This window comes from Paenibacillus chartarius (assembly GCF_042432825.1).
Taxonomy (GTDB): Bacteria; Bacillota; Bacilli; order Paenibacillales; family NBRC-103111; genus Gordoniibacillus; species Gordoniibacillus chartarius.
In genome coordinates this window covers 1-23,832 of sequence record NZ_JBHLWN010000004.1, presented here as the reverse complement: position 1 = coordinate 23,832, position 23,832 = coordinate 1, and the positions used below count along the sequence as shown (strand labels likewise).

Here is a 23,832-nt window from a genome sequence, read left to right as displayed (position 1 = left end):
TAAAATTGGCGAAATCCGGTTTTACCGGTTTCGCCGCTTCTAGTGTAGCAATATCTGTGTATAAAGTCAAATCAAAAGCGAACAATTACGATAGGGCAGGTATGAATGTTCGGGAATTTGTCGAGACTAACAGGTTGGGGAGCTTCGATTTACCACCAGAAGAACGGTAACGCAGCCAGAGCGGCCAACAGGAACAGCGGGAACACCCACCACAAGCCTGCGCCCCAGCCGAAGTTGCCGAATCCCCAGCCGAGCGGAAAGCCGCCGAAGCCCGCCCCTGCTGCCGCGCCGGCACCGGCCAAAGCCTTCACTTGCGCTTTATTTTTATACTTCGCACCTAGAGATTTCTTCAAACTGAGCACGTAAGCTTCCGGCACATTCTCGATTGGACGCATGAACAAATGGCCTTCATGGACACGGTCCACAATACCGCACACAACATCGCCGCTTGGCAATACAGCAGCAATAGCCTTTCCATAATAAGGGGTAATGTGATCGGCCATAATCGGGGATTGAGCGAGAATCCGCATAACAGCACCTCCAAAGGATTGGAACAACAAGATACTGCCAGCATATTCGAACCCCGGTGCCAAAGCTTGTACGTTTGTCCGTTCATGATATCCGCCTCTCCGTCGCAGCATTTCCGGGCTATACGGCAAAAAGGGTCCCCGCAGCAAGCTGCGATGCTGCCGCAAGAAACCCTCTTTCACCATACTTTTCTGCGTACCCGGACCCAAACCGGCGTACACAATGCGGCTGCACGATGCAGTACAAGCTGAGCTGCCGTTAATGCCCCGCCGCCGCTGCCACTTCCTGATGCGTCCGATCGAGATTGACGAATTTGTTGAAATGCTTCAAGAACGCGAGCTCGACCGTCCCTACCGGGCCGTTACGCTGCTTGGCGATAATAATTTCGATGATGTTCTTCTTCTCCGACTCTTTGTCGTAATAATCGTCACGGTACAGGAACGCGACGATGTCGGCGTCCTGCTCGATCGAGCCCGATTCACGCAAGTCCGACATCATCGGCCGCTTGTCCTGGCGCTGCTCGACACCGCGGCTTAGCTGCGACAGGGCGATGACCGGCACGTTCAGCTCACGGGCAATCTGCTTGAGCGTACGCGAAATTTCCGATACTTCCTGCTGGCGGTTGTCGCCCTTGCCGCGACCGGCAATCAGCTGCAGATAATCGATCAGAATCATGCCGAGCCCCTTCTCCTGCTGCAGCCGGCGGCACTTGGCGCGGATGTCCTGCACCGTAATCGTCGGCGTATCGTCGATGTAGATGTTTGCCTCGGACAAGGCGCCCATCGCCATCGTCAGCTTCTCCCAGTCGTCGCCCTCCAAGTAACCGGTACGCAGACGTCCCGCATCGACATTGGCCTCCGCGCACACCATACGGTTAACCAGCTGCGCGGCGCCCATCTCGAGCGAGAAGATCGCTACGGTTTCCTTCGCCCGCACTCCGACGTTCTGCGCAACGTTCAGCGCGAACGCCGTCTTCCCTACGGAAGGACGCGCGGCGAGAATGATCAGGTCGGAACGCTGGAAGCCTGACGTCATTTTATCAAGATCCGTGAAACCGGACGGAATGCCCGACGCGCCGCCCTTATTCGTAAACAAAAACTCGACCTTCTCGAATACTTCCATCAGCACTTCGCGAATCGAGACGAACCCGCTGGACGAACGGCTCTGCGAGATCTCGAGAATTTTCTTCTCGGCATCGCCAAGCAGTCCGCCGACGTCCTCGCCCGCGGTATAGCCGCTAGCTACGATTTGCGTCGCCGTCCGGATCAAGCGGCGCAGCATCGACTTCTCTTCGACGATCTGCGCGTAGTAATCGATGTTGGCCGCCGTCGGGACCGATTTGGCCAGCTCAGCCAAATAGCTGACCCCGCCGACATCCTCGAGCTCGCCCTTATCCTGCAGCTTCGCCGTCAGCGTCACCAGGTCGACCGGCTCGCCCTTCTCGGCCAGCTCAACGATCGCTTCGAAGATTCGCGAGTGCGAGCCGCGGTAGAAGTCGTCGGCGTTGATCCGTTCCATCGCCGTAACCAGCGCTTCGGTGTCAAGCAAAATCGCGCCGAGGACAGCTTGCTCGGCTTCGATATTTTGCGGCGGTATGCGATTTTCCAGCAATACATCTGCGTTCATGTCGAATACCCTCCTCAAGGCTCAAACGAGCCGGAACCGTGTTCCCCGATACAGCAGCGAGCCGCCGTGTCGCAGGTACCCGTGTCCGGCTCGTCCGCAACTAACCCGTATTACTTTTCTTCCACGACATGTACGTTGAGCGACGACGTCACTTCCGGGTGCAGCTTCACCGGCACCTTCGTCACGCCGAGCGTACGCACCGGATCATCCATCACAATCTTGCGCTTGTCCAGCTTAATCTTGTGCTGCTTCTCCAGCTCGTCCGCGACTTGCTTATTCGTAACCGCTCCGAACAGGCGTCCGCCCTCGCCGGCCTTCGCCCGCAGCTGCACCGTCAGCTCCGCCAGCTTCACGCCGAGCTCCTTGGCATCCTGCTTTTCCTGCTCCTTGCGGCGTTCTTCCGCTTTCTTCTGATTATCGAGCGTCTTGACCGCGCCTTCCGAAGCCGGCTGAGCCAGACCTTGCTTAAACAGGAAGTTCGCTGCGTAGCCCTCGGACACTTCCTTGATTTCACCCTTCTTGCCTTGTCCCTTCACATCTTTCAAGAAAATCACTTTCATAGGAACAAACCCTCCTCTGTCTGCATTTGCTGCAGCACCGCTTTCAGCTTCAGCTTCGCTTCCTCGATCGTTCCGTCTAGCTGCGTTGCCGCGTTCGTCAAATGTCCGCCGCCGCCGAGCCGCTCCATTACGAGCTGCACGTTCATCTGGCCGAGCGACCTTGCGCTGATGCCGATTCTTCCGTCCGGCCTCTCCGCGATGACGAAAGAGGCCATAATATCCGTCATATTCAGCAGTGTATCAGCTACCTGAGCGATCATCAACTGAGAATATTTGCGAGCCGTCTCGCCGTAAGCAAGCGCTAGATGATCATACATAATTTCCGTGCAGCGAATCAGCTCGGCCTTCTGGATGTAATGATCCAGATCTTCCTTGAGCAGCCGCTGAATCAGCGCGGAATCGGCCCCGTTGCGCCGCAAATACGAGGCCGCTTCGAACGTGCGCGCCCCGGTACGGAGCGAGAAGCTCTTCGTATCGACGACAATGCCGGCCAGAAGCGCCGTAGCTTCCAGCACCTCCAGCGACACCCGTTCGTGAATGTACTGCAGCAGCTCGGTCACAAGCTCGCAGGTCGACGATGCGTAAGGCTCCATATACACCAGCATCGCTTCTTGAATGAACTCCTCGCTGCGGCGATGGTGATCGACAACGACAATGCGGTGCGTCAGCTGCAGCAGCTTCGGCTCCGCTACCATCGACGCTTTATGCGTGTCCAGGACGACCGCCAGCGACCGGCTGTTCGTAATTTGCAGCGCTTGCTCCGGCGTCACGAACCAGCGGTTCAGCTTCTCGTCCTCGGAGATTTGCTCCATGAGCCGGGAAATGGACGGATTGACCCCCTCCAGCACGATGTAGCCTTCCTTGCCGACGATCTGCACCGCCTTCAGAATACCGACCGCTGCACCGATCGCATCCATGTCCGGGTACTTATGCCCCATAATGATGACCTTGTCGCTTTCTCTCATGAGATCCCGCAGCGCATGCGAGATGACCCGCGCCCGAACGCGCGTGCGCTTCTCCACCGCATTCGTCTTGCCTCCGTAGAACGACAACCGCTGGCCGACCTTAACCGTCACTTGATCGCCGCCCCTTCCGAGCGACATATCCAGCGATGTCTGCGCCATCTGCCCAAGCTCCGTCAGCGTATTGAAGCCGCTGGCGATTCCGATACTGAGCGTCAGCGGCAGCTTGTTCTCGATCGTCAGGTCACGCACATCGTCAAGCACCTCGAAGCGGCTCTGCTCCAGCTGCTTCAGCCCGACCTGATCCATCAGAATCAGGAAGCGGTCCGACGCCGTGCGGCGAATATAGATACCGTTCTTCGCGGCCCATTCCGTAATTTCCCCGGTCACCTTCGCCAGCAGAATGCTGCGCGCCTGGTCCTCGAGCCCTTGCGTCGCCTCCTCGAGGTTGTCCATCAGCACAATGCCGAGCGCCAGCTTCTCTTCTTCATATTTTTTCTGCAGCGTATGATAAGCCGTATTGTCGCGAAAATATAACAGGCGCTCTTCCGGACGCACCCACACCTGGTACACCTGCTTGCCGACCGAAACGTCGAGCCGCTCCTCCCGCTCCTTCTTCATCTTCAGCTCGGGAAACATGTCGTCGATCGTCTCGCCGATGATCGAGTCGCGGCCGACCATTTTGCCGACGAACGGATTATGCCATTCAATGACCCGATCCTCGTTATAGATCAGCATGCCGAGCGGCAGCTCGTTCATGACCTCGGTGCCGGCCTTCTTCACCCGGTGCGTAATCGTGCCGATATAGTCGCTAAGATCGTTTCTGAATGCCTTCTCTGCCCTTATGGTGTAGTACGCCAGCAGCCCGCTCAACACCAGACCGATGCTGCCGAGCAGCCACTGATAGGCCAGCAGGCCGAACGACAGCGCAACAAGCAGCACGAACGTCCACACCATATGGAGTCCATGCCAACGTTTCAAGAGAAATTTGGGCATCTCCGCTTGCCTCTTCTCCTACCGATTTTTGCGGAATCGCTCCCGCAGCGGCAGTGCCGCATCCATCACGCCCAGAATGCTGTAAACGTACATTAACAACGGGAACAGCAGCACGAGCAGCACGACGGCTGCAATCGGCAGCGCTCTGGATCGGCCCCGCTCGTGCGCCGTAAAGAACAGGAAGGACAATCCCTGGGCGACGAACACGAGCGTCAACAGCGGATGGAGATTCAAGACCAGGGTCGACATCATCGAGGTATCTCCCGCCGGCAGCGCCATGTACAAGACGGTCGTAATAATGTAGATCACGACGAATGTCTTGGGCATGCGCCATTCGCGAAGCGGCTTCATCCCCGGCAGCTCGGCTCCCATCCGGTTTAGAATGCGCCGCGCTATCGTATGATTCACAGCCGTAAACGCGTAAGAGAACAAAATGAGATAGAACGGGATCATTTGTACAATTACCTGTACATATTGGTCCGTGTACGTCTTGACCATGCCCATGAAGCCTTCCGGATACGACTCGATCGTTTCCGTCATGGATGTCTGGAATTTCGACACTGGGTCAAATCCGACCGCGTAACCGATCACCAAGCTCAGCAGTGCCTCGGCAAGCAGCGTCACCATACCGGCTGTCAGCACCGTCTTCGCCGCTGACTTCTTCTTATGCAAATTGCCCATCACGATGACAGGCGGCAGGAAAAATAGCGATATCGCCAGCAGCAGCGGCCCGATTCCCGCCGTGAGCACATACACGACGGCGAGACTGGCTCCGTAAAACAGCACGAACCGCTTCGTGTCGAGCTTCACATACAGCACGAGCACCGGCACCATCAGAAACCACATCGTCAGGAGCAGCAGCGGTGGGACGATCAGCGACAACAACATAAGGATATATACGAAACTCCATACCAAATAAGGCCACAAACGCCGATTACCCAACCGAGTTCACCTCTTACGCAAATGTTCTTCCAACGCGGATATATCGCCGTACCAGTCTTCCAGCTGGTGGCCTTCCGTACGGTGCTTTTTCATTTTATCCAGGACGGCTTCATCCAAGCTGCGATACGAAATCCCCAATCTCCGGCCCAAAATATAGCCCGACGACACCAGACTTGCCAGTGCGTCCAGCATCTTCGCGTGGCTTCCCTCCCAAATGCCTTTGAGCAGGTGCGCCACTTGATCGACGACCTCCGTCTTCAGCCACTCGATGACCTTGGCTCTTCGTGCGAGATCAACGTCCTTCTCCATATGCGACACGAGCGCCCTCTCCTTACAGCATACAAGCTCTTTCCCCCGATTATAACACAAATCAGTTTGACTACACAGTTTCGCCCCGAGTGCGCTGCCGTATACCGGTGTACCGACTCTCCGTTCATTTGCTTGTTTTTGTTGCCGACCGCCGATACCGGACGGAGATGTGAACGTCATCGTTTGCGTGCAGCTCCAGCTGCTGCTGAGACGCCGCCCGCTTCGTACCCGTATATCGCCTGTTCACGACAGGGCTTCTTCGGTTTGTTTACTTGTCTTCGTTGAGCAGGTACGTTTGTTCTAAAAACACCTGTATTTCCTTGTTCATCAACCGAAGCATCTCATCTGACGGAAAATGCCCCATATCGAGCAGCTTCGCCTCCATCAGATTCGGAATCACATCTTTGGCTCTTGAGATTACCCTATCCCCAGGAAAGAAAATATCCCGGTTCCCTGCAATCAGCAGTGTAGGCGCTCGATATCCGGTCAATTCCTCAAGCTCGCTTAGCTTGGGCATGTCCTGCTCCAGCTTCACATACCGAAAGATATGGCCGATTATCGACTTATCGGTCTCCTTCATGCCGCCTAAGGACATCGCTTCCGCAATTCGGTTCAAGTGCTTCGGATTGCCGCCCAGCCTGTATCGGATTAGCGGCAGCAAAATCTGCCTGATCATCGCAGATTTATCGCCTAATCGAATCCCTGCAGGGGCAATCAGAGCGGCACAGGCGATTTTCTCCGGCATGTGGGCTGCCAACCGCAGCACCATTCCCGCGCCGAATGAAGGTCCGATCCACGCGCTCCGAGTCAGGCCCAGTTCAACCATCACATCGGACAACCACACGGCTAAGCTGTGATCTTTGCCGGATAGCCTCGTCTCATCACTATACCCGGGATGTCCGATCGTGTCTGGAGCATAAATGCGATATTGCCGGAATAACGGTGCGAACCACGACAGCGTCATCGGATTCACACAGTTCCCCCCCTGCAAAATCATCAATGGCTTTGCCCCTTCGGGCCCAAGCTGAAGCACGTGCGTCCGTCCAAATCGGGTAGGGACATATCTGCGCTCCACTTCCACTCCCAAGGAGTCAACGTACTTATCGTAATGCTGATGAAGGATCGCCTTGCCCTGCTTCGACTTATATATAGTATGATATCTCATCAAGCTGAATCCCTCTCTACGCAAAAACAGCCGGCCCTAGGGCCGGCTGTCGTTGACTCGATCTCGATTACTCCGTAGTGTACGGCAGCAGTGCTACCTGACGAGCGCGCTTAATCGCGATTGTCAGAGCACGCTGGTACTTCGCGGAAGTACCGGTTACACGGCGAGGAAGAATCTTGCCGCGCTCGCTGATGAACTTCTTCAGCGTCTCGATATCTTTATAGTCAATGTGAGTGATCTTATTGACTGTGAAGTAGCACACTTTCCGGCGCTTGCCTTTGCCTTTGCCGCGTGGCGAGAATTTACGCTCGCCGCGGTCTTCGCCGCCTTCATTTCTCTTGAAGCTCATTGCATTCAGTCCTTTCTACTTAGAATGGCAGATCATCATCCGAGATGTCGATCGGTTTCCCGTCGTCCTGGAACGGATCCTGCATATCGCGGGAACCGCCGCCGCCGCCGTAGCGGCTGCCTCCGCCACCTCCGCCGTATCCTCCGCCCGGATTGCCTCCCGATCCTTCCTCGCGATTCACGCTGCTGGCCGATTCCAAGAAGCGCACATTGTCGGCAACGACTTCCGTTACATACACTTTGCGCCCTTCGTTGTTGTCGTAGCTGCGAACCTGCATACGGCCTTCAACCGCGGCGAGCCGTCCTTTGCGCAAATAGTTGGCGCAGGTTTCGGCAAGCTGCCTCCAAGTCACGACAGGAATGAAGTCCGCCTCTCTCTCCTTCGTTTGCGAATTCGAGAACGGACGATCAACAGCCAGCGTGAACTGGGTCACGGCGACACCGGCAGGCGTATAACGCAATTCAGGGTCTCGAGTGAGTCTCCCGATCAGAATAACACGGTTAAGCATGGCGAATCCTCCCCAGACTATGGCTTGCTACTTGCAGATGCTTGTCTTGGTCTTACGCTACGTCGTTAGTAACGAGGAAACGAATGACTTCATCCGAAATCTTCATTACCCGATCCAGTTCCTTCACAACTTCAGGAGTCGCTGTGAATTGCACGAGCACGTAATGCCCGTCACGGAACTTGTTGATCTCATACGCTAAACGGCGCTTGCCCATCACATCTTGCTTCGTAATCTCGCCACCGCCATTGGTGATGATGCCTTGAAGCTTCTCTACAGTAGATTGAACCTGTTCTTGTTCAATATCTGTACGAATGATGTACATCACTTCGTATTTACGCATGATTTGGTCACCTCCTTCTGGACTAAACGGCCCTCACAGGGAGAGCAAGGAGCGAGAATTCAAAGTAAAACTCGCACCCAAATACTATACCAGACTCGATAACAAAACACAAGCCGTCATCACTGCCTGAAGATGGCACCGAGTTCGTCACATGACCGGCGAAAACTGTGGCCATCCTAAACCTATCTACACGGGAGGTGATAACGATGGGTGAGCAAACACAGTTCAATAGAGGACAGAAAGCTCCGAACGACGGGATTTACAAAGAAGTTGGCGATCGGGATCACCACATGGGTATCGAAGACCCCCAAATCATTCACTTGAAGAAAGGGGAGCGATTCCCGAATAATACAAACGAGGACCGCAAATGGGTCCGAGTGGTGCACTGATATGAGAAAACCTTTCACACTCGGACTTACCGTATTCGGCGCCTTGCTCTGCCTTGTTCATTTCATCGGTCATGAATATGATCCGATCTATTTGCTGTTTTACAGCCTAAGCGTCCCGGCGTGGATCGCGCCGGCCTTCGGCGACGTTACCCGCATTAGTACTGTTGTCATCATTTACTTGCTGACCATCGCAACGTACACGCTCATCGGCTACATCATTGACTACTCTATTGCCCGGATCAGGTCGGGCCGCAGTGCAGCATAAACGAACGGCAGCCTCCTTCGCCTTATGGCGCGGGAGGCCGCTTGTTTACGCACTCCGCTCCTCCACCCATTCCTTAAACAAGACATAGTCTTCTTCTACCTGATAGGCATACGACATCGCCCAATTCGCCACAAATTCGGCAAACGCCCCTCGATCCTCGCCCATCGCCGCGTAAATTTCGTCTTCGCTATGGTAATCCAGTAGTCCTTCTTTCACATCGACGTCGGCCCTGGCATGCATTTTTGCCGTGATTTGGCCCATCGTTTCCAGCGCTGCCAGAAGCTCCTCGGCTCCGTCCAACTTGTCGACCTTCAGCTTCTTCTTGTAAGGAGACCTCTCCCGTACGTAGAAATGCCTGTCCTCTATCGTCAAATAGCCCAAATACGGGTCCGCCTCATGATGCATCGCCTGCTGTGTGACGATCACCCTCTTCCCCTGATGGCCGAAGTAGTTCCAGAACGTCTCCGAGTAGGGCATGAAATAGGCAGGCACCGGCACACGTACCTCCTTCACCTCGAGCACCACGTCATCCAGTGCCTGATTGCCGCCCTCAGCCTCGATAAGCACATAGTACCGGTCCAACCCGATCGAAGCCGTGCCCGATCCATGCTTGACCGCCAAATCCTTAATTCCGTAATGGGCATCCGGCCGTTTCGTCTTCGGCTCGATCGTTCCGATATAATCCGGCCACGCCGCCAGCAGTCGCGCACGTTCCTCCTCCGTGACGGCTACGATCTCCGCCGAACGGATAAACCGCCTATTCTCCGGTAACAATGTCGTGACTTCTTCCAGAAAGTCGCTCGTGGATCGCTTCTGCACTTTCCGCAGCAGCTTGCGGATCGGTCCGTCCGTATGCTCCTCATCAAACACCAAGTCACACGGATCCTCCTTGCGCTTCGCAAACCGCTGAATTTGCCGGTAATACGCCTCTGCGTACTGCTTGATCGCCTCGCCCTCGGCCTCTGTCTCCAGCCCCATCATACGGCTAATCAGCGACACGCTCACCGCCATTCGCAGCACGTCATATAAATAGGACCCCAAGTATCCCTCATCAAAATCATTCACATCAAATACGATACGTCCGCTCTCGCTGCGAAACGCTCCGAAATTCTCGAAGTGCAAATCCCCTTGAATCCAGGTAGGCCGCTCCGGCGCACTATGATACGGCAGCCACTCCCGACTCGTATCGAAATAGAACAAATAGGCGGTCCCCCGGTAAAATAAAAACGGGCTCGCCGTCATTTTGCTGTACTTGGCCCGGCGTTTGTCCTCATCCAGCTTCATGAGCTGGCCGTCGAATTGATCCAGTACACTCTTCAGCATGTTCTTGCGGAGCAGACGCTGCGTGCTTCTTACGCGATCGGTTAAACTACTATGTCCCATATATGTACCTTCTCCTTAGTCTGGATAGAATCCCATTTATAAATCGACAAATAAAAATGAGAGCGCAAATTGCACTCTCATTCGATGTCGTGTCTGTATGTTAGCTGTAGCTTTATGTTCAAGGATGGCGGAGAAGGTGGGATTCGAACCCACGCACGGCGCGAGCCGCCTAGCTGATTTCGAGTCAGCCCCCTTGGGCCTCTTGGGTACCTCTCCAACCTGTGAAGCAGAACGAAATTTATTGTATCATACCAATTATGGGATTGGCAAGCCCTACATGGGGTTTCTCGTTAAGCGCCGTTGCCGGCTGCCGACGAATCCGCTTTCTCTTACTCCACCATTGTATTGGCTTCTTGCGACGGTGCTGATCTCAGCACCTTCTTCAGCTTGCTCTCGAATTTTGCCCGCGGCACCAATACGCTATGCTTGCAGCCTACACACTTAATGCGGATATCCATCCCCATTCGGATGATTTCCATCTCGTTCGTGCCGCAAGGATGCGGCTTTTTCATTTGTACGATATCACCCAGCTGAAACTGTTTACGCTCCATGCTCTACCGCCCTCTCCGCCTTTAGGTACGTAACGGTTTTCGGATACGGAATTTCGATTCCGTGCTCATCGAACGTTCTTTTAATTTCGGCATGCAGCTCACGCTGGACTTCGCCCTGCAGCGTTGGCAGGCACTCCGCCGTTATCCGCAGCTTCACTTCCGACGGACCAAGCGTCTGCACGCCGAGTAAATCCGGCATTTTCACCAGCTTCGTGCTTTTCTCGAAATACTTCGCCAGCGTCTCCTTCAGCACTTCATTGGCCTTATTCAAGTCCGCTTCATATGCAATACTGATATCAATGACCGCTATCGAGTTATGTACGGAGAAGTTCGTCACCTGTTTGATGTTGCCGTTCGGAATAATATGAACCTCGCCGGTCCAGCTCTTGATCCGGGTCACGCGAATCCCGATCTCCTCGACCGTTCCTTTGAACTGGTCGATCTGAACCGTATCCCCTACAGCGAATTGATCTTCAAAGATAATAAAAAATCCCGTAATGATGTCTTTCACCAAGCTTTGCGCCCCAAAGCCGATCGCTAGACCCAATACGCCGGCGCCCGCCAGAAGCGGCCCCAGATTGACGCCGAACTGTGCCAGGATAAGTAGAATCGTAATAAAATTAACCGTGTATGAGACCAGGTTGTGCACGAGCTTCGTCATCGTGTTCGTGCGGCGAACGTCGAACTTCAAAGGCGATTTGTCTCTAGCAGCAATAATGTGCTGCAAGGTCCGATCGGCAATTTTGATCACAATCCGCGAAATCACATAAATAAGCACGACCAGGACGACAACCCAAGTGTAGTGGGCAAGCCTTTCCCCGCTAAACAGATTGGCTGTCCATTCATACCAATTCCATACCGGCATCGCGGCCATCCCTCCTGCCTCTTTTCCGTCATCTTTCATTCATTTATGGTAGCATATCCGTCCCCGGTTTTAAAATAAATGCCGCGAATCTCCACACTTTCGTCTCTTATGATCGCTTTGACATCCTCCAAGCGTTCATGCGGAAACTGAATCGAAAGCGCGCAGCCAGCCGTGATCGACTTCGGCGTCGGACATGTATCGATGTCGATATCGGCATACTCCAGCAGCATCTCCGCTCTGAGCGCTTGCTGGGTCGAGTCGAAAGCAATCAGTAGCCAGTCCTCACTCACCCTTGGACACCCTTTCCGAATCTATTAAATGCAGTATGTATAAATGATTCTACATTTCCATATACTAGATAACAATCCTTAGTTTCAAAACCCGGCTGATTCCGCATCGATAAACGCGCAGTCCTGTTAGGACGGTGTCCCGCTTATCTGTGCTTAATACGGCGCTAAGGCAAGGAGGCTATATATGAAATTTCCATTCAGCTTCGATTCACGCCATGGTAAAGACCCTGTCTCCCCCCTCAAAATCGCCCATACCGATGCCACCGCCTTGGAGACGTTATCCCGCCATCTTGTCGACATCTATGCCACATTACCGAATGATCGCCCTATCGTCATCGTTTGCGTCGGTACGGATCGTTCCACGGGTGATTCCCTCGGGCCGCTTGTCGGTACCCATTTATCGAAATATCATGTAGGCGGTTACCACCTTTATGGTACGCTGGAGCAGCCGGTTCATGCCATGAATTTGGCCGACACCGTAAGCGATATTCAATCCCGGTTTGCTAATCCTTTTATTATCGCCATAGATGCCTGTCTCGGTCAATTAACCAGTGTCGGCTGCATTCAAGTTGCGAACGGTCCTCTGAAGCCTGGTGCGGGAGTAAATAAGGAACTGCCGGCCGTGGGCGATATGCATGTGACCGGCATCGTCAATGTAGGCGGATTTATGGAATATTTCGTTCTGCAAAATACCCGGCTCAGCCTCGTGATGAATATGGCCGAAGTGATCGCTAGAGCCTTTTACATCTCCTTGCTTCAATCACAGCGCTTTACTGCGTCGACGATCGCAAAGTCCGAGTAATCGTCTCTTTCTCCTCCGGAGACAGATTGTACTTGGATTGCCCGTTCTCGATCGGCTTGGCGTACACATACGTTTGGTCCCGGCTGTGAATTCCGGTTACGACAATCCCGTTCGTCTCTTCATCCAGCATCGCAATGGTGAAGCTCATGTCGCTGCCCTCCGCATGGAAGGCGTTATAACGATGAATCCCGACCTTGGATTTCATCGTTTTTATTTTTGCCTGGATCGTATTCATCGTGTCTTTCTGGACTTGCTGTTCGCTGCGGATCGCCTGAAGCTGGTCTCGTATGTCCAGCAGCAGCCCCTCCATGTTGGCTCCGTCATTTCCGGCCGACAATCTCTTGTATCTTTTCTTTGCCTTTGCTAAAGATACGGATAATACGATGACTAATATAAAACAAACTGCAGCGATTGCTAAAGCAGCTATCGCGATCATACCGGTTTCCGTGTACACCCAATCCTCTGCCAATTTGTCTCTCTCCCCTATCTACTTCAGCCGGTATGTACGAGCAATATGGGCAACTGCCTCCAGAAGCGCTCTCGTCTCCTCCGTCGTCGTGCTGTATCCAACGCTAGCCCGTATCGCTCCTGTTTGCCCCGTCCCCATCGTTTCATGCGCAAGCGGCGTACAATGAAAGCCTGCCCGGACGGCGATACCGAACTCCCGATCCAACTGAAACGCAGCCTGTGCGCTGTCCACTCCTTCTATCAGGAATGATACGATCCCCGTTTTAGTTTGTCCGATTTTAGGCCCGAGTACCGCAACCCCTTCGATTTCCAACAGACCGGCCATTAAGCTCTGGGTTAACTCCATATCGTGGCGATGAATATTTTCCACCCCTACGCTTCTTACATACGCCGCTCCGGCCCGCAAGCCCGCCAACCCCACGACATTCTGCGTACCGGCTTCATACCGGTCCGGGCGTACGGTCGGTTGATCGACCGCCTCCGATTGGCTCCCTGTCCCCCCATGAAGCAGCGGCTCGAGCAGCAGTTCCGGCGAAATGTAAAGGCCTCCGGTTCCCTGAGGTCCCAATAATCCCTTATGCCCGGGGAAAGCGATCATATCCGCTCCCAGCCGTCCTGCATGAACCGGATAAGCACCAAGCGTCTGAGCGGCATCCACCAGCAGCCGGATTCCTCTCCTCTTGCACACTTCCGCGATATCTGCAACGGGAAGAATCGACCCTAATAAATTCGAGCTATGCGTACAGACAATCAGGGATGTGTTAGCTTGACACGCCTTCTCTACTTCCTTCACCTCTAACTGCCCATATGCATCGGTTCGAATGTAGCTGACCTGTACGTTCTTTGTCCTCCGCAAATATTCCAACGGCCTTCGAACGGAGTTGTGCTCGACCGACGTACAGATGACGTGATCGCCTTCCTTCACAATGCCTTTGATCGCTAGGTTCAACGCTTCGGTAGTGTTCGCAGTGAAAGCAATATCGTTCGGGTTTCGTACACCTAGCAACCCTGCTACTTCTTTCCTCGCTTCGAAAATAATTCTGCTCGCCTCAAGCGCCATACGATGGGAACCGCGCCCCGGATTCGCCGTGTGGTGCTGAATCGCATCCGTCACCGCCTTAACGACCTCCGGCGGCTTCGGCCACGAAGATGCGGCATGATCCAAGTAAATGTACGGAGTATTCTCCTTCACCATGTCTTACCGCCTCCGGTGTATGAATAAATATGGTCCCCCACACGAAGAATGCATCCCTTAGTTTGCACCTTTTCCAGGCAATCAAACTTCGGCATGCATTCCATCTTTTTGTATGTGCCTAGGAGGAAAGTCGGCCTTGCAGCAGCTCTAGTAATCGGTTCAAATCATCTTGCGAGTAATAAGCGAACTCAATCTTCCCTTTATTGTTCTGGCCTTTAATCTTAACGGTCGTCCTAAACAAGTCTCTGAGCTGATCTTCCGCTTGATGAATGAACGGGTTCCGCTTCTGTTCCACAACAGGCTTCGCCGTCTTCTCTTTCTCAGCATCATCCTCAAGATTTTTGACCGCATCCTCCAGCTGTCTGACGCTCCATTGTTGAGCGATACTTTTCTCAGCCAGCTCTTTCTTCACATTATCGTCCTTAATGCCTGCGATTGCTCTTGCGTGACCCATTGATAATGTTCCACGTGAAACATATTGTTTAATTTGCTCCGGCAGCTGAAGCAGCCGCAAAAAGTTCGCGATATGCGAGCGACTCTTCCCTACCTTAGCCGAAAGCTCCTCTTGAGTTAAAGAGAACTGGTCCATAATCGCCTGGTAAGCTACCGCAACTTCCATGGCATTCAAGTCCTCGCGCTGCAGGTTTTCTACAAGAGCGATCTCCATTACTTGCTGATCTGAGAACTTACGGACAACGGCAGGAATCGTTGCCAAGCCGCATACCTGGGATGCGCGGAAGCGTCTCTCCCCGGCGATAATCTCATAGCCTTTAAGCACAGTTCTAACTATAATCGGTTGTACGACGCCATATTCCTTAATGGAAGTGGCCAGCTCTTGAATGCTCTCTTCGTTAAACTGCTTTCTTGGTTGATACGGATTCGGCCGCAGCTGAGCTAATGGAATTTCAACGACCTTGTCATCTTCACTCACTTGCAGCGATGGAATCAGCGCATCCAATCCTCTTCCTAAACGCTTCGTCATAGTGAGATCACTTCCTTCGCCAACTCCAGATATACCTCAGCGCCTTTCGACTTCGGATCATACGTAATGATCGATTGGCCATGGCTCGGCGCCTCGCTCAAGCGCACATTACGCGGAATGATCGTCTGGTACACCTTTTGTTGGAAGTATTTTTTCACTTCTTCGATGACTTGAATTCCCAGATTCGTCCTTGCATCAAACATCGTAAGAAGTACGCCTTCAATTTGCAGCGATGTATTCAAATGCTTCTGAACCAATCGTACAGTGTTGAGCAGCTGGCTCAACCCTTCCAGAGCGTAATATTCACATTGAATAGGAATGATAACGGAATCCGATGCGGTTAATGAATTGACGGTCAGGATGCCGAGCGAAGGAGGGCAATCAATCAGCACATAATCGTACTGGTCTTTAACAAGCTGAAGCGACTTCTTCAGCCGCACTTCGCGAGAGATCGTCGGAACCAACTCAATTTCCGCTCCAGCCAGTTGAATCGTCGCCGGAATAATTTTCAGATTCGGCAGCGCCGTATCCATTGTCGCATCCTTCGGATGCACATCGTTGATCAGTACGTCGTAAATGCAATATTGAACATCGGCCTTATTAATCCCTATGCCGCTAGTTGTATTTCCTTGGGGATCAATGTCAATGAGCAGCACTTTCTTCCCTAAAGATGCTAGAGAAGCGCCCAGATTGACGGATGTCGTCGTCTTCCCGACGCCGCCCTTCTGGTTCGTAATGGCGATTATTTTAGACAAATCCGTTTCACCTCGTGTTAGCATCACTAAAAACTATCCATTCCTAGACGAAAAAAATGTCGTATGACTATCATATCACAAATCGAGATGCGTTACCTGTCTTGACAAGAAAAAAGACCCCGATGCGCATCGGGGACGGTGAACGCTTTTCGCCAAGCCATATCAAGCTTTGTTTTTCGGAATTCGAATAACGATTTCGTATCGGTCTTCATAATCTTGTTCATGCGTATCGATATTCAGACCGGAATTCGTAACCATCTCAACGGATTGCCGAATCGTATTCAGCGCAAGTCGAACATCCTTCGTAAACGATACCCTTCTAGCCTTCTTCAGCTTGGTCGATTCTTTTAAGAACTGAACACGCGCTTCCGTTTGCTTCACGTTCAATTCCTTCGATATAATCTCTCCAAGCACCTGCTGCTGCAGTTCTTCCTGGTCCAGAGAAAGGAGCGCTCTTGCATGCCGTTCCGTAATTTTGCGCTCCATCAAAGCTGTCTTTACAGGCTCGCTGAGATGCAGCAATCGGATTTTATTGGCAATCGTAGATTGGCTCTTACCAAGTCGCTGTGCCAAGCTTTCTTGGGTTAGATCATGCATTTCAATCAGCTGTTGATAAGCCGCAGCTTCTTCTATCGCAGTCAGTCCTTCACGCTGAAGATTTTCAATGAGAGCGATTGAAGCTGCTTGTGAATCATTAAAGTCACGAATGATCGCCGGGATCGTTTCTAATCCTAATTTGCGAGTTGCCCGGAGACGCCGTTCCCCTGCAATAAGTTCGAATTTGTTGTTTCGGACTCGAACGACAATCGGTTGAATGACACCGTGCGTACGGATTGTCTGCATAAGCTCTTCAATTCGATCATCATCGAACACCGTTCTAGGTTGATACGGACTAGGTACGATTTCGTGTACCGGTAAGTTTTTCACTTCGTCCGGACTGTTTCTCTGTGTCTCGTTAAACCCAAAGAACTTCGATAATTGCTCTTTCATAGGAACGATACCACCTAACTCTTCCATCCGAATTTGTAGATGTATATGTGAATGTTCCCCGATACGATGTGCCGATAATGACTCCTTCTGTGTTGTCTATCAAGCTGCACGATTATCGGATTCCCTTACTAAACATATTCTCCAAAGAACGTCATTTTCCTGCTTGAACAGTGCAACAGACTATGTAAATCTATTGACAGCTGTTTAGCATTCAGCATGTGACTGGCTGGAGAATTATGTTTCACGTGGAACATTAAGTCCGTGGCAGCAACGGTTCCTTGAGTGGTAAACCGGCCTTTCGCGGGTACTTCGGCGGAGTCGGAGACTTCTTTCGAACAAAGAAAAGCTGGCGGCTGGACTCTTCCATCGGTAGGGTGAACTTTTCTGCCCGCTCCAGGCTTCCCTTCAACTGGTCCATGCTATAACGAGCTTCCGACAGCTCCTCTTCCCCGCTTGCCCCTTTCATCGCTACAAACAAGCCGTTGGTTTTAACGAATGGCAAGCAAAATTCATTCAAAACAGCGAGTCGTGCAACCGCCCTTGCGGTGACGAGGTCGTATTGATCTCGATGGTCCGGAAGTCTGGCGATGTCCTCTGCTCGTCCATGAATAAAAGCCGCATCCGTAAGTCCTAACTCACTCGACAAGTGTTCCAAGAAATGAATCCGCTTCTGAAGAGAATCTACGATGGTCAGCTTCAAATGCGGGTACACGATTTTAAGCGGAATTCCGGGAAAGCCTGCGCCGGAGCCAATATCCGCAAGTCTAGAAACCTCCTCCATCGGCAGGAAGAAGGCAAGCGAAAGCGAATCGTAAAAATGCTTCAAATACACTTGCTCGCGATCGGTAATACCGGTCAAGTTCATCTTCTCGTTCCACTCGACCAGCGTGCGATAATAAATATCAAATTGCAGGAGCTGCTTCTCCGTCAAGACAATGCCTTGCGCGGAGAGCAGATCCACCAGCAGTTGTTGTGCATCGGTGCTCATCAGGAACCTCTGGCCGCTGTGACTTGATTATAATGCTCCAAATAAACAAGAAGGATCGAGATGTCAGCCGGAGTAACGCCGGAAATACGCGACGCCTGCCCGATCGACACCGGACGGATTTTCGCCAGCTTTTGCTTCGCTTCGGAAGCAAGCCCGTGAACCTCTTCATATCGAATGTCGTCCGGAATTTTCTTTTTCTCCATCTTACGCAAACGCTCTACTTGAGCAAGCTGCTTCTCGATATATCCCTCGTATTTAATTTGAATTTCCACCTGCTCCTTCATCTCTTCCGTCAGCTCCGGAGGAGGTGGCGCAAGCCGCTCGATATGAGCGTAAGTAATCTCCGGGCGGCGCAGCAGCGTAATCAGATCCGTCGATTGTGTCAGCGTTACGGTACCGGCTTCGGTCAGCAGAGCCTGCACATGCTCCTCAGCCTTCACCTTCGTCGCTTTCAGTCGCTGCAGCTCCTCGGCAACCAGCTCCTTCTTCCGCAAGAAGAGCTGGTATCTCTCCTCCGGAATCAACCCGATGTCATAGCCGATCGGGGTCAAACGGAGATCCGCATTATCATGACGGAGCAGCAGCCGGTACTCGGCGCGCGACGTCAGCAGGCGGTAAGGCTCACTCGTTCCTTTGGTCACCAGATCGTCGATCAACACCCCGATATACCCTTCAGAACGATCCAAAATAACAGGTTCCTTACCTTGTACCTTACGAGCCGCATTAATACCGGCCATAATCCCTTGACCGGCCGCTTCTTCGTAACCGGAAGTTCCGTTAATTTGCCCTGCCGTAAACAATCCGGACACCAGCTTCGTCTCAAGAGAAGGCTTCAGCTGTGTAGGCACAACCGCATCATACTCAATGGCATAGCCGGTGCGCATCATCTCCACCTGCTCCAGGCCCGGAATCGAGCGCAAAATTTGCAGCTGCACATCCTCAGGCATGCTTGTCGACAGCCCCTGCACGTAGTATTCCGACGTGTAACGGCCTTCCGGCTCAAGGAAAATCTGGTGCTTCGGCTTGTCGCTGAAACGCACGATTTTATCCTCGATGGATGGGCAATAACGCGGCCCCGTTCCTTCGATCGCACCCGAGAACATCGGCGCGCGATGCAGATTGTCGTTAATGATTTGATGGGTATTCTCCGAGGTATAAGTAAGCCAGCAAGGCAGCTGCTGGTTCGCCCGCTCGCTCTTCCCGGTTTCGTAAGAGAAATACTTCGGCTCCGCATCGCCAGGCTGAATTTCCGTCTTCGAGAAATCGATCGTATCCTTATGCACCCGCGGCGGCGTGCCGGTCTTGAAACGAACGAGCTCGAAGCCGAGTGCGCGCAGGCTCTCCGACAGCTTCACCGAAGGCTGCTGATTGTTAGGGCCGGACTCGTACATCAGTTCGCCCATAATGATTTTGCCGCGCAGGTATGTCCCTGTCGTTAACACAACAGCGGAGGCCATGTACCGGGCACCCGTCTTTGTAATGACGCCGCGAACCACGCCATCCTCCACGATCAGCTCCTCCGCCATCCCTTGACGGAGCGTCAAATTCGGCGTACTCTCAATCGTCTCCTTCATTGTATGCTGGTACATGAACTTATCCGCTTGTGCACGCAGCGCATGCACGGCCGGACCTTTGCCCGTATTCAGCATCCGCATCTGGATGAACGTTTTATCGATATTGCGTCCCATTTCGCCGCCTAATGCGTCGATCTCCCGTACCACGTGCCCTTTCGCCGGCCCTCCGATAGACGGGTTGCACGGCATGAACGCCACCATATCCAGGTTAATCGTGAGCAGCAGCGTATTGCAGCCCATTCGCGCCGAAGCCAGCGCCGCCTCACAGCCGGCATGACCGGCTCCAATGACGATGACTTCAAATTCTCCAGCTGTATATCCTGTCATCCGCTTTCCCTCATTTCCCTAAGCAAAATTGCGAAAATATTTGATCGATCAACGACTCGGCTACCGAATCGCCGATAATCTCGCCGAGCTGCTCCCAGGCAGCCCGCAGGTCAATCTGAATCATATCGATCGGCACACCCTGCTCATTGGCGTCAAGCGCATCCCGCAGCGACCGCTTCGCCTGCTTAAACAGATGAATATGCCGCGCATTACTTACATACGTCATTTCATTCGCATCGATACCGCCCTGGAAAAATAACGCCGTAATCGCCTTCTCCAAATCGGCGAGCCCGCGCTCCTCAAGCAGCGACGTCTCTACAATGCGCTCGGAAGAGAACAGCTCCCGTACTTCTTCGATTTCCAGACGCTGCGGCAAATCCGTCTTGTTCAGCACGACGACCGTCTGCCGGTCCTTCACCGCTGCAAGCAGCTCCCGCTCCTCCTCCGACAGCGTCTCGCTCCGATTCAGCACGAGCAGGATCAGATCGGCATCCGCCAAAGCGGACCTCGATCGCTCCACACCGATCTGCTCCACTACATCCGTCGTCTCGCGAATGCCGGCTGTATCCAGCAGCCGGAGCGGAATGCCGCCGACGTTCACATACTCCTCGATCACGTCCCGCGTCGTTCCCGGGATATCCGTCACAATCGCTCTCTCATCCTGAGCCAGTGCATTAAGCAGCGACGACTTCCCAACATTGGGCTTCCCGATAATGGCCGTCGATATCCCTTCCCGCAAAATCTTTCCCTGTTCCGCCGTCCGCAGCAGTTCATCGATTTCCGCCGATACCGATGTGCCGACATCGGCAATCATCGAGCTTGTCATTTCCGCCACGTCATGCTCCGGGTAGTCGATATTCACCTCAATGTGCGCCATCAGCTCAATAAGACGATAACGCAGCGCACCGATCCGCTTCGACAGCTTGCCGTCCACCTGCTTCATCGCAACCTTGAACGCCCGGTCGGACTTCGCCCGGATCAAATCGATCACCGCTTCGGCTTGCGTCAAGTCGATTCTCCCGTTCAGGAACGCCCGCTTCGTAAATTCCCCGGGCTCGGCGAGCCGGACTCCTTGCTCAAGCAGTGCATCCAGCACTCGCTTAACTGCGACAATACCGCCGTGACAGCCAACCTCGACAACATCCTCGCGAGTGAACGAGCGCGGCGCCCGCATCACGGTAACGAGCGCTTCCTCCAGCTTCTCCCCGGTACCGGGATCAACAATCGAACCGTATTGAACCGTATGTGTCGGCATATCCGTCAGCTTCGTCCGGCCGCGGAACAACCGGCCCGCCAGAGCGACAGCTTCATCTCCGCTCACGCGGATGACCGCAATCCCCCCTTCGCCAAGCGGCGTCGAAATCGCAGCAATCGTATCATTCAACATGCGGTGTGCACCTCCATTCCTTCGATTCTAAAGAAAAAGCAATGACACCGCAGGATAAGCGGATCATTGCAGCATAGTTCATTTGGGCGCAATGACGATACGCCGGTTCGGGTCATCGCCCTTGCTGAACGTCTTCACGCTCGGATGGTTTTGCAGCTCAGCATGAATTATCTTACGCTCCGGTGCAGGCATCGGCTCGAGCACGACTTCCTTACGAGTCTTCACGACACGTGCCGCAAGCCGGTGGGCCAGCTCCGCCAGCGTCTTCTTTCTCCGCTCGCGGAACTGCTCTGCATCCAAGCTAATCTTCAAGTGCGAATCCGAATACCGGTTCGCAACAATGTTCGCCAAATACTGAATCGAATCCAGCGTCTGTCCGCGCTTACCGATCAGGATCCCGAGCTCCGGACCGGACAGATTGATGTCCGCTCCCTCTTTGGTCCTCACAATGTCCAGCTTCACCGTCAGCTGCATCGCCCCGAACATCTCCGTTAGGAAAGACGCCGCTTCTTCAACCGGATCCGGAATCAGCTCCAGCTCGACCTTCGCTTCCTTCACGCCAAATATACCGAACAGTCCTTTGGAGGGCTGCTCCAACACGGTCACACGCACCCGGTCCTCCGTCGCGCCCAGCTGCCGAAGCCCTGATTGAACCGCGTCTTCTATGGATTTACCGGTTACGATGACCTTGTTCATTTAGATGAACTCCCCTTGGCCGCAGGTTTAGGCTGGTTATTGTTTCTGCCATACATGAAATACGACTGCACCACGGTGAAAATATTGCTGAACACCCAGTACAGCGGCAGTGCAGCGGCGAAGTTCATCGACATGACGAAAATCAGCACCGGGAAGATAAACATCAAGCTCTGCATCTGCGGATTGTTCATTTGCGAAGACATTACCTTCTGCTGGAGCCACGTCGTAGCGGCTGCAAGCAGCGGCAAAATATAGAACGGATCGGCTTTGCCGAGATTCAACCATAAGAAGGTATGGGTATGAATATCGGGATTCCGCATAATCGCTTGATACAAGGCGATCAGAATCGGCATCTGCACGATCAGCGGCAGACAACCGGCCAGCGGATTCACGTTGTTCGCCTGGAACAGCTTCATCGTTTCTTCCTGCTGCTTCTTCGCATCGTCCTTATACTTATCCTTGATCTTCTTCAGCTCCGGCTGAAGCTCTTGCATACGCTTGGAGCTCTTATACTGCTTCAACGTCAGCGGCAGGATCAAGAAACGAATGATGATCGTTACTACTAAAATAGAAAGTCCGTACTGCCCCCACAGATGCTGTGCGAACCAATCGAGCGTGAACGAAAGCGGATAGACGAAATATTTCGTAAAGAAGTCCGCCGTTTCCAAATCGATCGGCTGAGGCGTAGTGTTACCACACGCGGCGAGCAGCAGCGGCATTAGGGCTAACGGAGCAAGCTTCCATAAACGACGATTCAAAATGAAGTCCTCCCATCGTTCCCGCAGCGGGAACGGTCATCTGACAAGCAGTGTTTTCCATCTAAAACTATACCACAACTCTGCATAACAAGGAAATGCACGGGGCGCTATTTTCTGGGAAGCAGTCCGGCCTTCCGAACGACATGAAACAGACTCTTTTCCAGCTCGGCATATTCCATCTCGACGGCTGGCTTCCTAACTATGAGGATATAATCGTAATTCGGCGGGAACTTGTCCGCGTTCAGCCGCACGATCTCCTTCAGCCTTCGCCGCAGCGAATTGCGTACGACGGCGTTCCCTACTTTCTTGCTCGTCGAAATGCCCAGCCGAAAGTGGCCGAGCTCCTTCTGCGGATAATAATAGAGAACGAACTGATGATTCGCCGCCGATTTCCCATACCGGTATATTTTATTGAAATCCTCGCGCTTCGCGAGACGATATTCTTTTTCCATGACGGGCACTTCCTTGCCGCTCAATACCTGCTAGCTTTCACCATTTCGGCGGATTTCAAACAAAAAAAAGACCACTTCTCTAAGTGGTCTAGAGCTTTACGCGCTGATGACTTTGCGGCCCTTCTGACGGCGAGCGGCCAATACCTTGCGGCCGTTCTTTGTGCTCATTCTTGCGCGGAAGCCATGAACTTTCTTATGCTTGCGCGTATTCGGATTGTAAGACGGTTTCATTAACGTAGCACCTCCTTGCGTTCCTTATAAAGAAGCTGTCCGCACGGACAGCCGTCCATCGGCATAGGCAAATGGTCAATTTCGTACCCATATATTAAATCACTTCGAAGTACAAAAGTCAACACTCTAGCAACATCCGTCAGTGTCAAGCTAGCGTGGGCAGTCATTTAAGATGCCTGGAACGCGAACCCCGAAGGAA

At 53.0% G+C, this 23,832-nt stretch carries 30 protein-coding genes and 1 tRNA gene; 3 read left to right on the top strand and 28 right to left on the bottom strand.

Translation table 11 applies throughout. From position 1 onward, the window contains the following. Positions 1-149: 149 nt before the first annotated feature. The 11 genes from ACFFK0_RS00590 to rpsF all read right to left on the bottom strand — a co-directional run bounded on the left by ACFFK0_RS00590 (position 150) and on the right by rpsF (position 8,285). The gene (locus ACFFK0_RS00590; protein ID WP_377467570.1) at positions 150-530 is read right to left on the bottom strand and encodes a hypothetical protein; all 381 of its coding nucleotides are present in this window, start codon (positions 528-530) and stop codon (positions 150-152) included. A gap of 256 nt (positions 531-786) precedes the next feature. Further along, positions 787-2,154, bottom strand: a complete 1,368-nt coding sequence (gene dnaB, locus ACFFK0_RS00585) for a replicative DNA helicase (protein ID WP_377467568.1) — start codon at positions 2,152-2,154, stop codon at positions 787-789. 110 nt (positions 2,155-2,264) lie between these two features. Next, positions 2,265-2,714 (bottom strand): 50S ribosomal protein L9, encoded by a 450-nt coding sequence (gene rplI / locus ACFFK0_RS00580; RefSeq protein ID WP_377467566.1) that lies wholly within the window; start codon positions 2,712-2,714, stop codon positions 2,265-2,267. Next, positions 2,711-4,672 carry a DHH family phosphoesterase gene (locus ACFFK0_RS00575; RefSeq protein ID WP_377467564.1) on the bottom strand — a complete coding sequence of 654 codons (1,962 nt, stop codon included), beginning with the start codon at positions 4,670-4,672 and terminating at the stop codon, positions 2,711-2,713. Before ACFFK0_RS00575 ends, rplI begins: the two co-directional genes overlap by 4 nt. A gap of 18 nt (positions 4,673-4,690) precedes the next feature. Continuing rightward, complete coding sequence (locus tag ACFFK0_RS00570) at positions 4,691-5,614, bottom strand: DUF2232 domain-containing protein (protein WP_377467562.1); 924 nt, start codon at positions 5,612-5,614, stop codon at positions 4,691-4,693. Positions 5,615-5,620: 6 nt separating this feature from the next. Further along, entirely contained in the window at positions 5,621-5,923 is a 303-nt protein-coding gene (locus ACFFK0_RS00565) for a MazG-like family protein (RefSeq protein WP_377467630.1), read from the bottom strand. A 124-nt stretch (positions 5,924-6,047) separates the two neighbouring features. After that, complete coding sequence (locus ACFFK0_RS00560) at positions 6,048-6,170, bottom strand: hypothetical protein (protein ID WP_377467560.1); 123 nt, start codon at positions 6,168-6,170, stop codon at positions 6,048-6,050. Between the two features lie 21 nt (positions 6,171-6,191). Beyond that, positions 6,192-7,088, bottom strand: a complete 897-nt coding sequence (locus tag ACFFK0_RS00555; protein WP_377467558.1) for an alpha/beta fold hydrolase — start codon at positions 7,086-7,088, stop codon at positions 6,192-6,194. A gap of 67 nt (positions 7,089-7,155) precedes the next feature. Next, positions 7,156-7,437, bottom strand: coding sequence for a 30S ribosomal protein S18 (rpsR, locus tag ACFFK0_RS00550; protein WP_377467556.1), 282 nt, complete (start codon positions 7,435-7,437; stop codon positions 7,156-7,158). Positions 7,438-7,456: 19 nt separating this feature from the next. After that, positions 7,457-7,945 (bottom strand): single-stranded DNA-binding protein, encoded by a 489-nt coding sequence (gene ssb, locus ACFFK0_RS00545; RefSeq protein ID WP_377467554.1) that lies wholly within the window; start codon positions 7,943-7,945, stop codon positions 7,457-7,459. Between the two features lie 52 nt (positions 7,946-7,997). Beyond that, a complete protein-coding gene (rpsF, locus tag ACFFK0_RS00540; RefSeq protein ID WP_377467552.1) occupies positions 7,998-8,285 on the bottom strand; it encodes a 30S ribosomal protein S6 in 288 nt (95 codons plus the stop codon). A 206-nt stretch (positions 8,286-8,491) separates the two neighbouring features. Between rpsF and ACFFK0_RS00535 the strand changes: the two genes are divergently transcribed. Further along, a complete protein-coding gene (locus tag ACFFK0_RS00535; RefSeq protein WP_377467550.1) occupies positions 8,492-8,674 on the top strand; it encodes a YjzC family protein in 183 nt (60 codons plus the stop codon). A gap of 1 nt (position 8,675) precedes the next feature. Then, positions 8,676-8,939, top strand: coding sequence for a hypothetical protein (locus tag ACFFK0_RS00530; RefSeq protein WP_377467548.1), 264 nt, complete (start codon positions 8,676-8,678; stop codon positions 8,937-8,939). Positions 8,940-8,984: 45 nt separating this feature from the next. Here ACFFK0_RS00530 and ACFFK0_RS00525 read toward each other — a convergent pair whose 3' ends face one another. The 5 genes from ACFFK0_RS00525 to ACFFK0_RS00505 all read right to left on the bottom strand — a co-directional run bounded on the left by ACFFK0_RS00525 (position 8,985) and on the right by ACFFK0_RS00505 (position 12,028). Further along, the gene (locus ACFFK0_RS00525) at positions 8,985-10,322 is read right to left on the bottom strand and encodes a DUF2252 domain-containing protein (protein WP_377467546.1); all 1,338 of its coding nucleotides are present in this window, start codon (positions 10,320-10,322) and stop codon (positions 8,985-8,987) included. A gap of 125 nt (positions 10,323-10,447) precedes the next feature. Further along, positions 10,448-10,538, bottom strand: a tRNA-Ser gene (locus ACFFK0_RS00520). Between the two features lie 113 nt (positions 10,539-10,651). Further along, entirely contained in the window at positions 10,652-10,873 is a 222-nt protein-coding gene (locus tag ACFFK0_RS00515; RefSeq protein WP_377467544.1) for a DUF951 domain-containing protein, read from the bottom strand. Then, positions 10,863-11,738, bottom strand: coding sequence for a mechanosensitive ion channel family protein (locus tag ACFFK0_RS00510; protein WP_377467542.1), 876 nt, complete (start codon positions 11,736-11,738; stop codon positions 10,863-10,865). The genes ACFFK0_RS00515 and ACFFK0_RS00510 overlap by 11 nt, the downstream gene beginning before the upstream one ends. Before the next feature lie 35 nt (positions 11,739-11,773). Next, a complete protein-coding gene (locus tag ACFFK0_RS00505; protein WP_377467540.1) occupies positions 11,774-12,028 on the bottom strand; it encodes a putative Se/S carrier protein in 255 nt (84 codons plus the stop codon). Between the two features lie 184 nt (positions 12,029-12,212). On the opposite strand from ACFFK0_RS00505, the gene yyaC reads away from it, so the two are divergent. Continuing rightward, a complete protein-coding gene (gene yyaC, locus ACFFK0_RS00500; RefSeq protein ID WP_377467538.1) occupies positions 12,213-12,830 on the top strand; it encodes a spore protease YyaC in 618 nt (205 codons plus the stop codon). Here the strand turns inward: yyaC and ACFFK0_RS00495 are convergent. From ACFFK0_RS00495 to rpmH, 12 genes are all read right to left on the bottom strand, one after another. Then, complete coding sequence (locus ACFFK0_RS00495) at positions 12,799-13,299, bottom strand: DUF4446 family protein (protein WP_377467536.1); 501 nt, start codon at positions 13,297-13,299, stop codon at positions 12,799-12,801. The two genes, yyaC and ACFFK0_RS00495, sit on opposite strands and share 32 nt — an antisense overlap. 18 nt (positions 13,300-13,317) lie before the next feature. After that, positions 13,318-14,493: an aminotransferase class V-fold PLP-dependent enzyme gene (locus tag ACFFK0_RS00490; RefSeq protein WP_377467534.1), complete on the bottom strand. Its 1,176-nt coding sequence runs from the start codon at positions 14,491-14,493 to the stop codon at positions 13,318-13,320. Positions 14,494-14,611: 118 nt separating this feature from the next. Then, entirely contained in the window at positions 14,612-15,475 is an 864-nt protein-coding gene (locus tag ACFFK0_RS00485) for a ParB/RepB/Spo0J family partition protein (RefSeq protein ID WP_377467532.1), read from the bottom strand. After that, on the bottom strand, positions 15,472-16,230 hold the full coding sequence (locus ACFFK0_RS00480; RefSeq protein WP_377467530.1) for a ParA family protein: 759 nt from the start codon (positions 16,228-16,230) through the stop codon (positions 15,472-15,474). Before ACFFK0_RS00480 ends, ACFFK0_RS00485 begins: the two co-directional genes overlap by 4 nt. A gap of 162 nt (positions 16,231-16,392) precedes the next feature. Beyond that, positions 16,393-17,220, bottom strand: a complete 828-nt coding sequence (gene noc, locus ACFFK0_RS00475; RefSeq protein ID WP_377467528.1) for a nucleoid occlusion protein — start codon at positions 17,218-17,220, stop codon at positions 16,393-16,395. A gap of 253 nt (positions 17,221-17,473) precedes the next feature. Then, entirely contained in the window at positions 17,474-18,208 is a 735-nt protein-coding gene (gene rsmG, locus ACFFK0_RS00470) for a 16S rRNA (guanine(527)-N(7))-methyltransferase RsmG (RefSeq protein ID WP_377467525.1), read from the bottom strand. Further along, positions 18,208-20,109: a tRNA uridine-5-carboxymethylaminomethyl(34) synthesis enzyme MnmG gene (mnmG, locus tag ACFFK0_RS00465; RefSeq protein WP_377467523.1), complete on the bottom strand. Its 1,902-nt coding sequence runs from the start codon at positions 20,107-20,109 to the stop codon at positions 18,208-18,210. Before mnmG ends, rsmG begins: the two co-directional genes overlap by 1 nt. Positions 20,110-20,119: 10 nt before the next feature. Then, positions 20,120-21,496: a tRNA uridine-5-carboxymethylaminomethyl(34) synthesis GTPase MnmE gene (gene mnmE, locus ACFFK0_RS00460; protein ID WP_377467521.1), complete on the bottom strand. Its 1,377-nt coding sequence runs from the start codon at positions 21,494-21,496 to the stop codon at positions 20,120-20,122. A gap of 78 nt (positions 21,497-21,574) precedes the next feature. Further along, positions 21,575-22,192: an RNA-binding cell elongation regulator Jag/EloR gene (gene jag / locus ACFFK0_RS00455; protein WP_377467519.1), complete on the bottom strand. Its 618-nt coding sequence runs from the start codon at positions 22,190-22,192 to the stop codon at positions 21,575-21,577. Beyond that, entirely contained in the window at positions 22,189-22,950 is a 762-nt protein-coding gene (yidC, locus tag ACFFK0_RS00450) for a membrane protein insertase YidC (protein WP_377467517.1), read from the bottom strand. The genes jag and yidC overlap by 4 nt, the downstream gene beginning before the upstream one ends. 107 nt (positions 22,951-23,057) lie before the next feature. Beyond that, positions 23,058-23,402: a ribonuclease P protein component gene (gene rnpA / locus ACFFK0_RS00445; RefSeq protein ID WP_377467515.1), complete on the bottom strand. Its 345-nt coding sequence runs from the start codon at positions 23,400-23,402 to the stop codon at positions 23,058-23,060. Between the two features lie 96 nt (positions 23,403-23,498). Beyond that, complete coding sequence (gene rpmH, locus ACFFK0_RS00440; protein WP_377467513.1) at positions 23,499-23,633, bottom strand: 50S ribosomal protein L34; 135 nt, start codon at positions 23,631-23,633, stop codon at positions 23,499-23,501. Positions 23,634-23,832: the final 199 nt, after the last annotated feature.

Bases quoted from the DNA above. Each gene is read 5' to 3' on its own strand.
- dnaB (WP_377467568.1), bottom strand. From the start codon at position 2,154: ATGAACGCAGATGTATTGCTGGAAAATCGCATACCGCCGCAAAATATC.
- ACFFK0_RS00530 (WP_377467548.1), top strand. From the start codon at position 8,676: ATGAGAAAACCTTTCACACTCGGACTTACCGTATTCGGCGCCTTGCTC.
- mnmE (WP_377467521.1), bottom strand. From the start codon at position 21,496: ATGTTGAATGATACGATTGCTGCGATTTCGACGCCGCTTGGCGAAGGG.
- ACFFK0_RS00510 (WP_377467542.1), bottom strand. From the start codon at position 11,738: ATGCCGGTATGGAATTGGTATGAATGGACAGCCAATCTGTTTAGCGGG.
- ACFFK0_RS00565 (WP_377467630.1), bottom strand. From the start codon at position 5,923: ATGGAGAAGGACGTTGATCTCGCACGAAGAGCCAAGGTCATCGAGTGG.
- noc (WP_377467528.1), bottom strand. From the start codon at position 17,220: ATGAAAGAGCAATTATCGAAGTTCTTTGGGTTTAACGAGACACAGAGA.
- ACFFK0_RS00490 (WP_377467534.1), bottom strand. From the start codon at position 14,493: ATGGTGAAGGAGAATACTCCGTACATTTACTTGGATCATGCCGCATCT.
- ACFFK0_RS00485 (WP_377467532.1), bottom strand. From the start codon at position 15,475: ATGACGAAGCGTTTAGGAAGAGGATTGGATGCGCTGATTCCATCGCTG.
- jag (WP_377467519.1), bottom strand. From the start codon at position 22,192: ATGAACAAGGTCATCGTAACCGGTAAATCCATAGAAGACGCGGTTCAA.
- rsmG (WP_377467525.1), bottom strand. From the start codon at position 18,208: ATGAGCACCGATGCACAACAACTGCTGGTGGATCTGCTCTCCGCGCAA.
- ACFFK0_RS00555 (WP_377467558.1), bottom strand. From the start codon at position 7,088: ATGAGATATCATACTATATATAAGTCGAAGCAGGGCAAGGCGATCCTT.
- rnpA (WP_377467515.1), bottom strand. From the start codon at position 23,402: ATGGAAAAAGAATATCGTCTCGCGAAGCGCGAGGATTTCAATAAAATA.
- rpsF (WP_377467552.1), bottom strand. From the start codon at position 8,285: ATGCGTAAATACGAAGTGATGTACATCATTCGTACAGATATTGAACAA.
- rpmH (WP_377467513.1), bottom strand. From the start codon at position 23,633: ATGAAACCGTCTTACAATCCGAATACGCGCAAGCATAAGAAAGTTCAT.
- ACFFK0_RS00515 (WP_377467544.1), bottom strand. From the start codon at position 10,873: ATGGAGCGTAAACAGTTTCAGCTGGGTGATATCGTACAAATGAAAAAG.
- rpsR (WP_377467556.1), bottom strand. From the start codon at position 7,437: ATGAGCTTCAAGAGAAATGAAGGCGGCGAAGACCGCGGCGAGCGTAAA.
- mnmG (WP_377467523.1), bottom strand. From the start codon at position 20,109: ATGACAGGATATACAGCTGGAGAATTTGAAGTCATCGTCATTGGAGCC.
- ACFFK0_RS00535 (WP_377467550.1), top strand. From the start codon at position 8,492: ATGGGTGAGCAAACACAGTTCAATAGAGGACAGAAAGCTCCGAACGAC.
- ACFFK0_RS00575 (WP_377467564.1), bottom strand. From the start codon at position 4,672: ATGCCCAAATTTCTCTTGAAACGTTGGCATGGACTCCATATGGTGTGG.
- ACFFK0_RS00525 (WP_377467546.1), bottom strand. From the start codon at position 10,322: ATGGGACATAGTAGTTTAACCGATCGCGTAAGAAGCACGCAGCGTCTG.
- yyaC (WP_377467538.1), top strand. From the start codon at position 12,213: ATGAAATTTCCATTCAGCTTCGATTCACGCCATGGTAAAGACCCTGTC.
- rplI (WP_377467566.1), bottom strand. From the start codon at position 2,714: ATGAAAGTGATTTTCTTGAAAGATGTGAAGGGACAAGGCAAGAAGGGT.
- ACFFK0_RS00590 (WP_377467570.1), bottom strand. From the start codon at position 530: ATGCGGATTCTCGCTCAATCCCCGATTATGGCCGATCACATTACCCCT.
- ssb (WP_377467554.1), bottom strand. From the start codon at position 7,945: ATGCTTAACCGTGTTATTCTGATCGGGAGACTCACTCGAGACCCTGAA.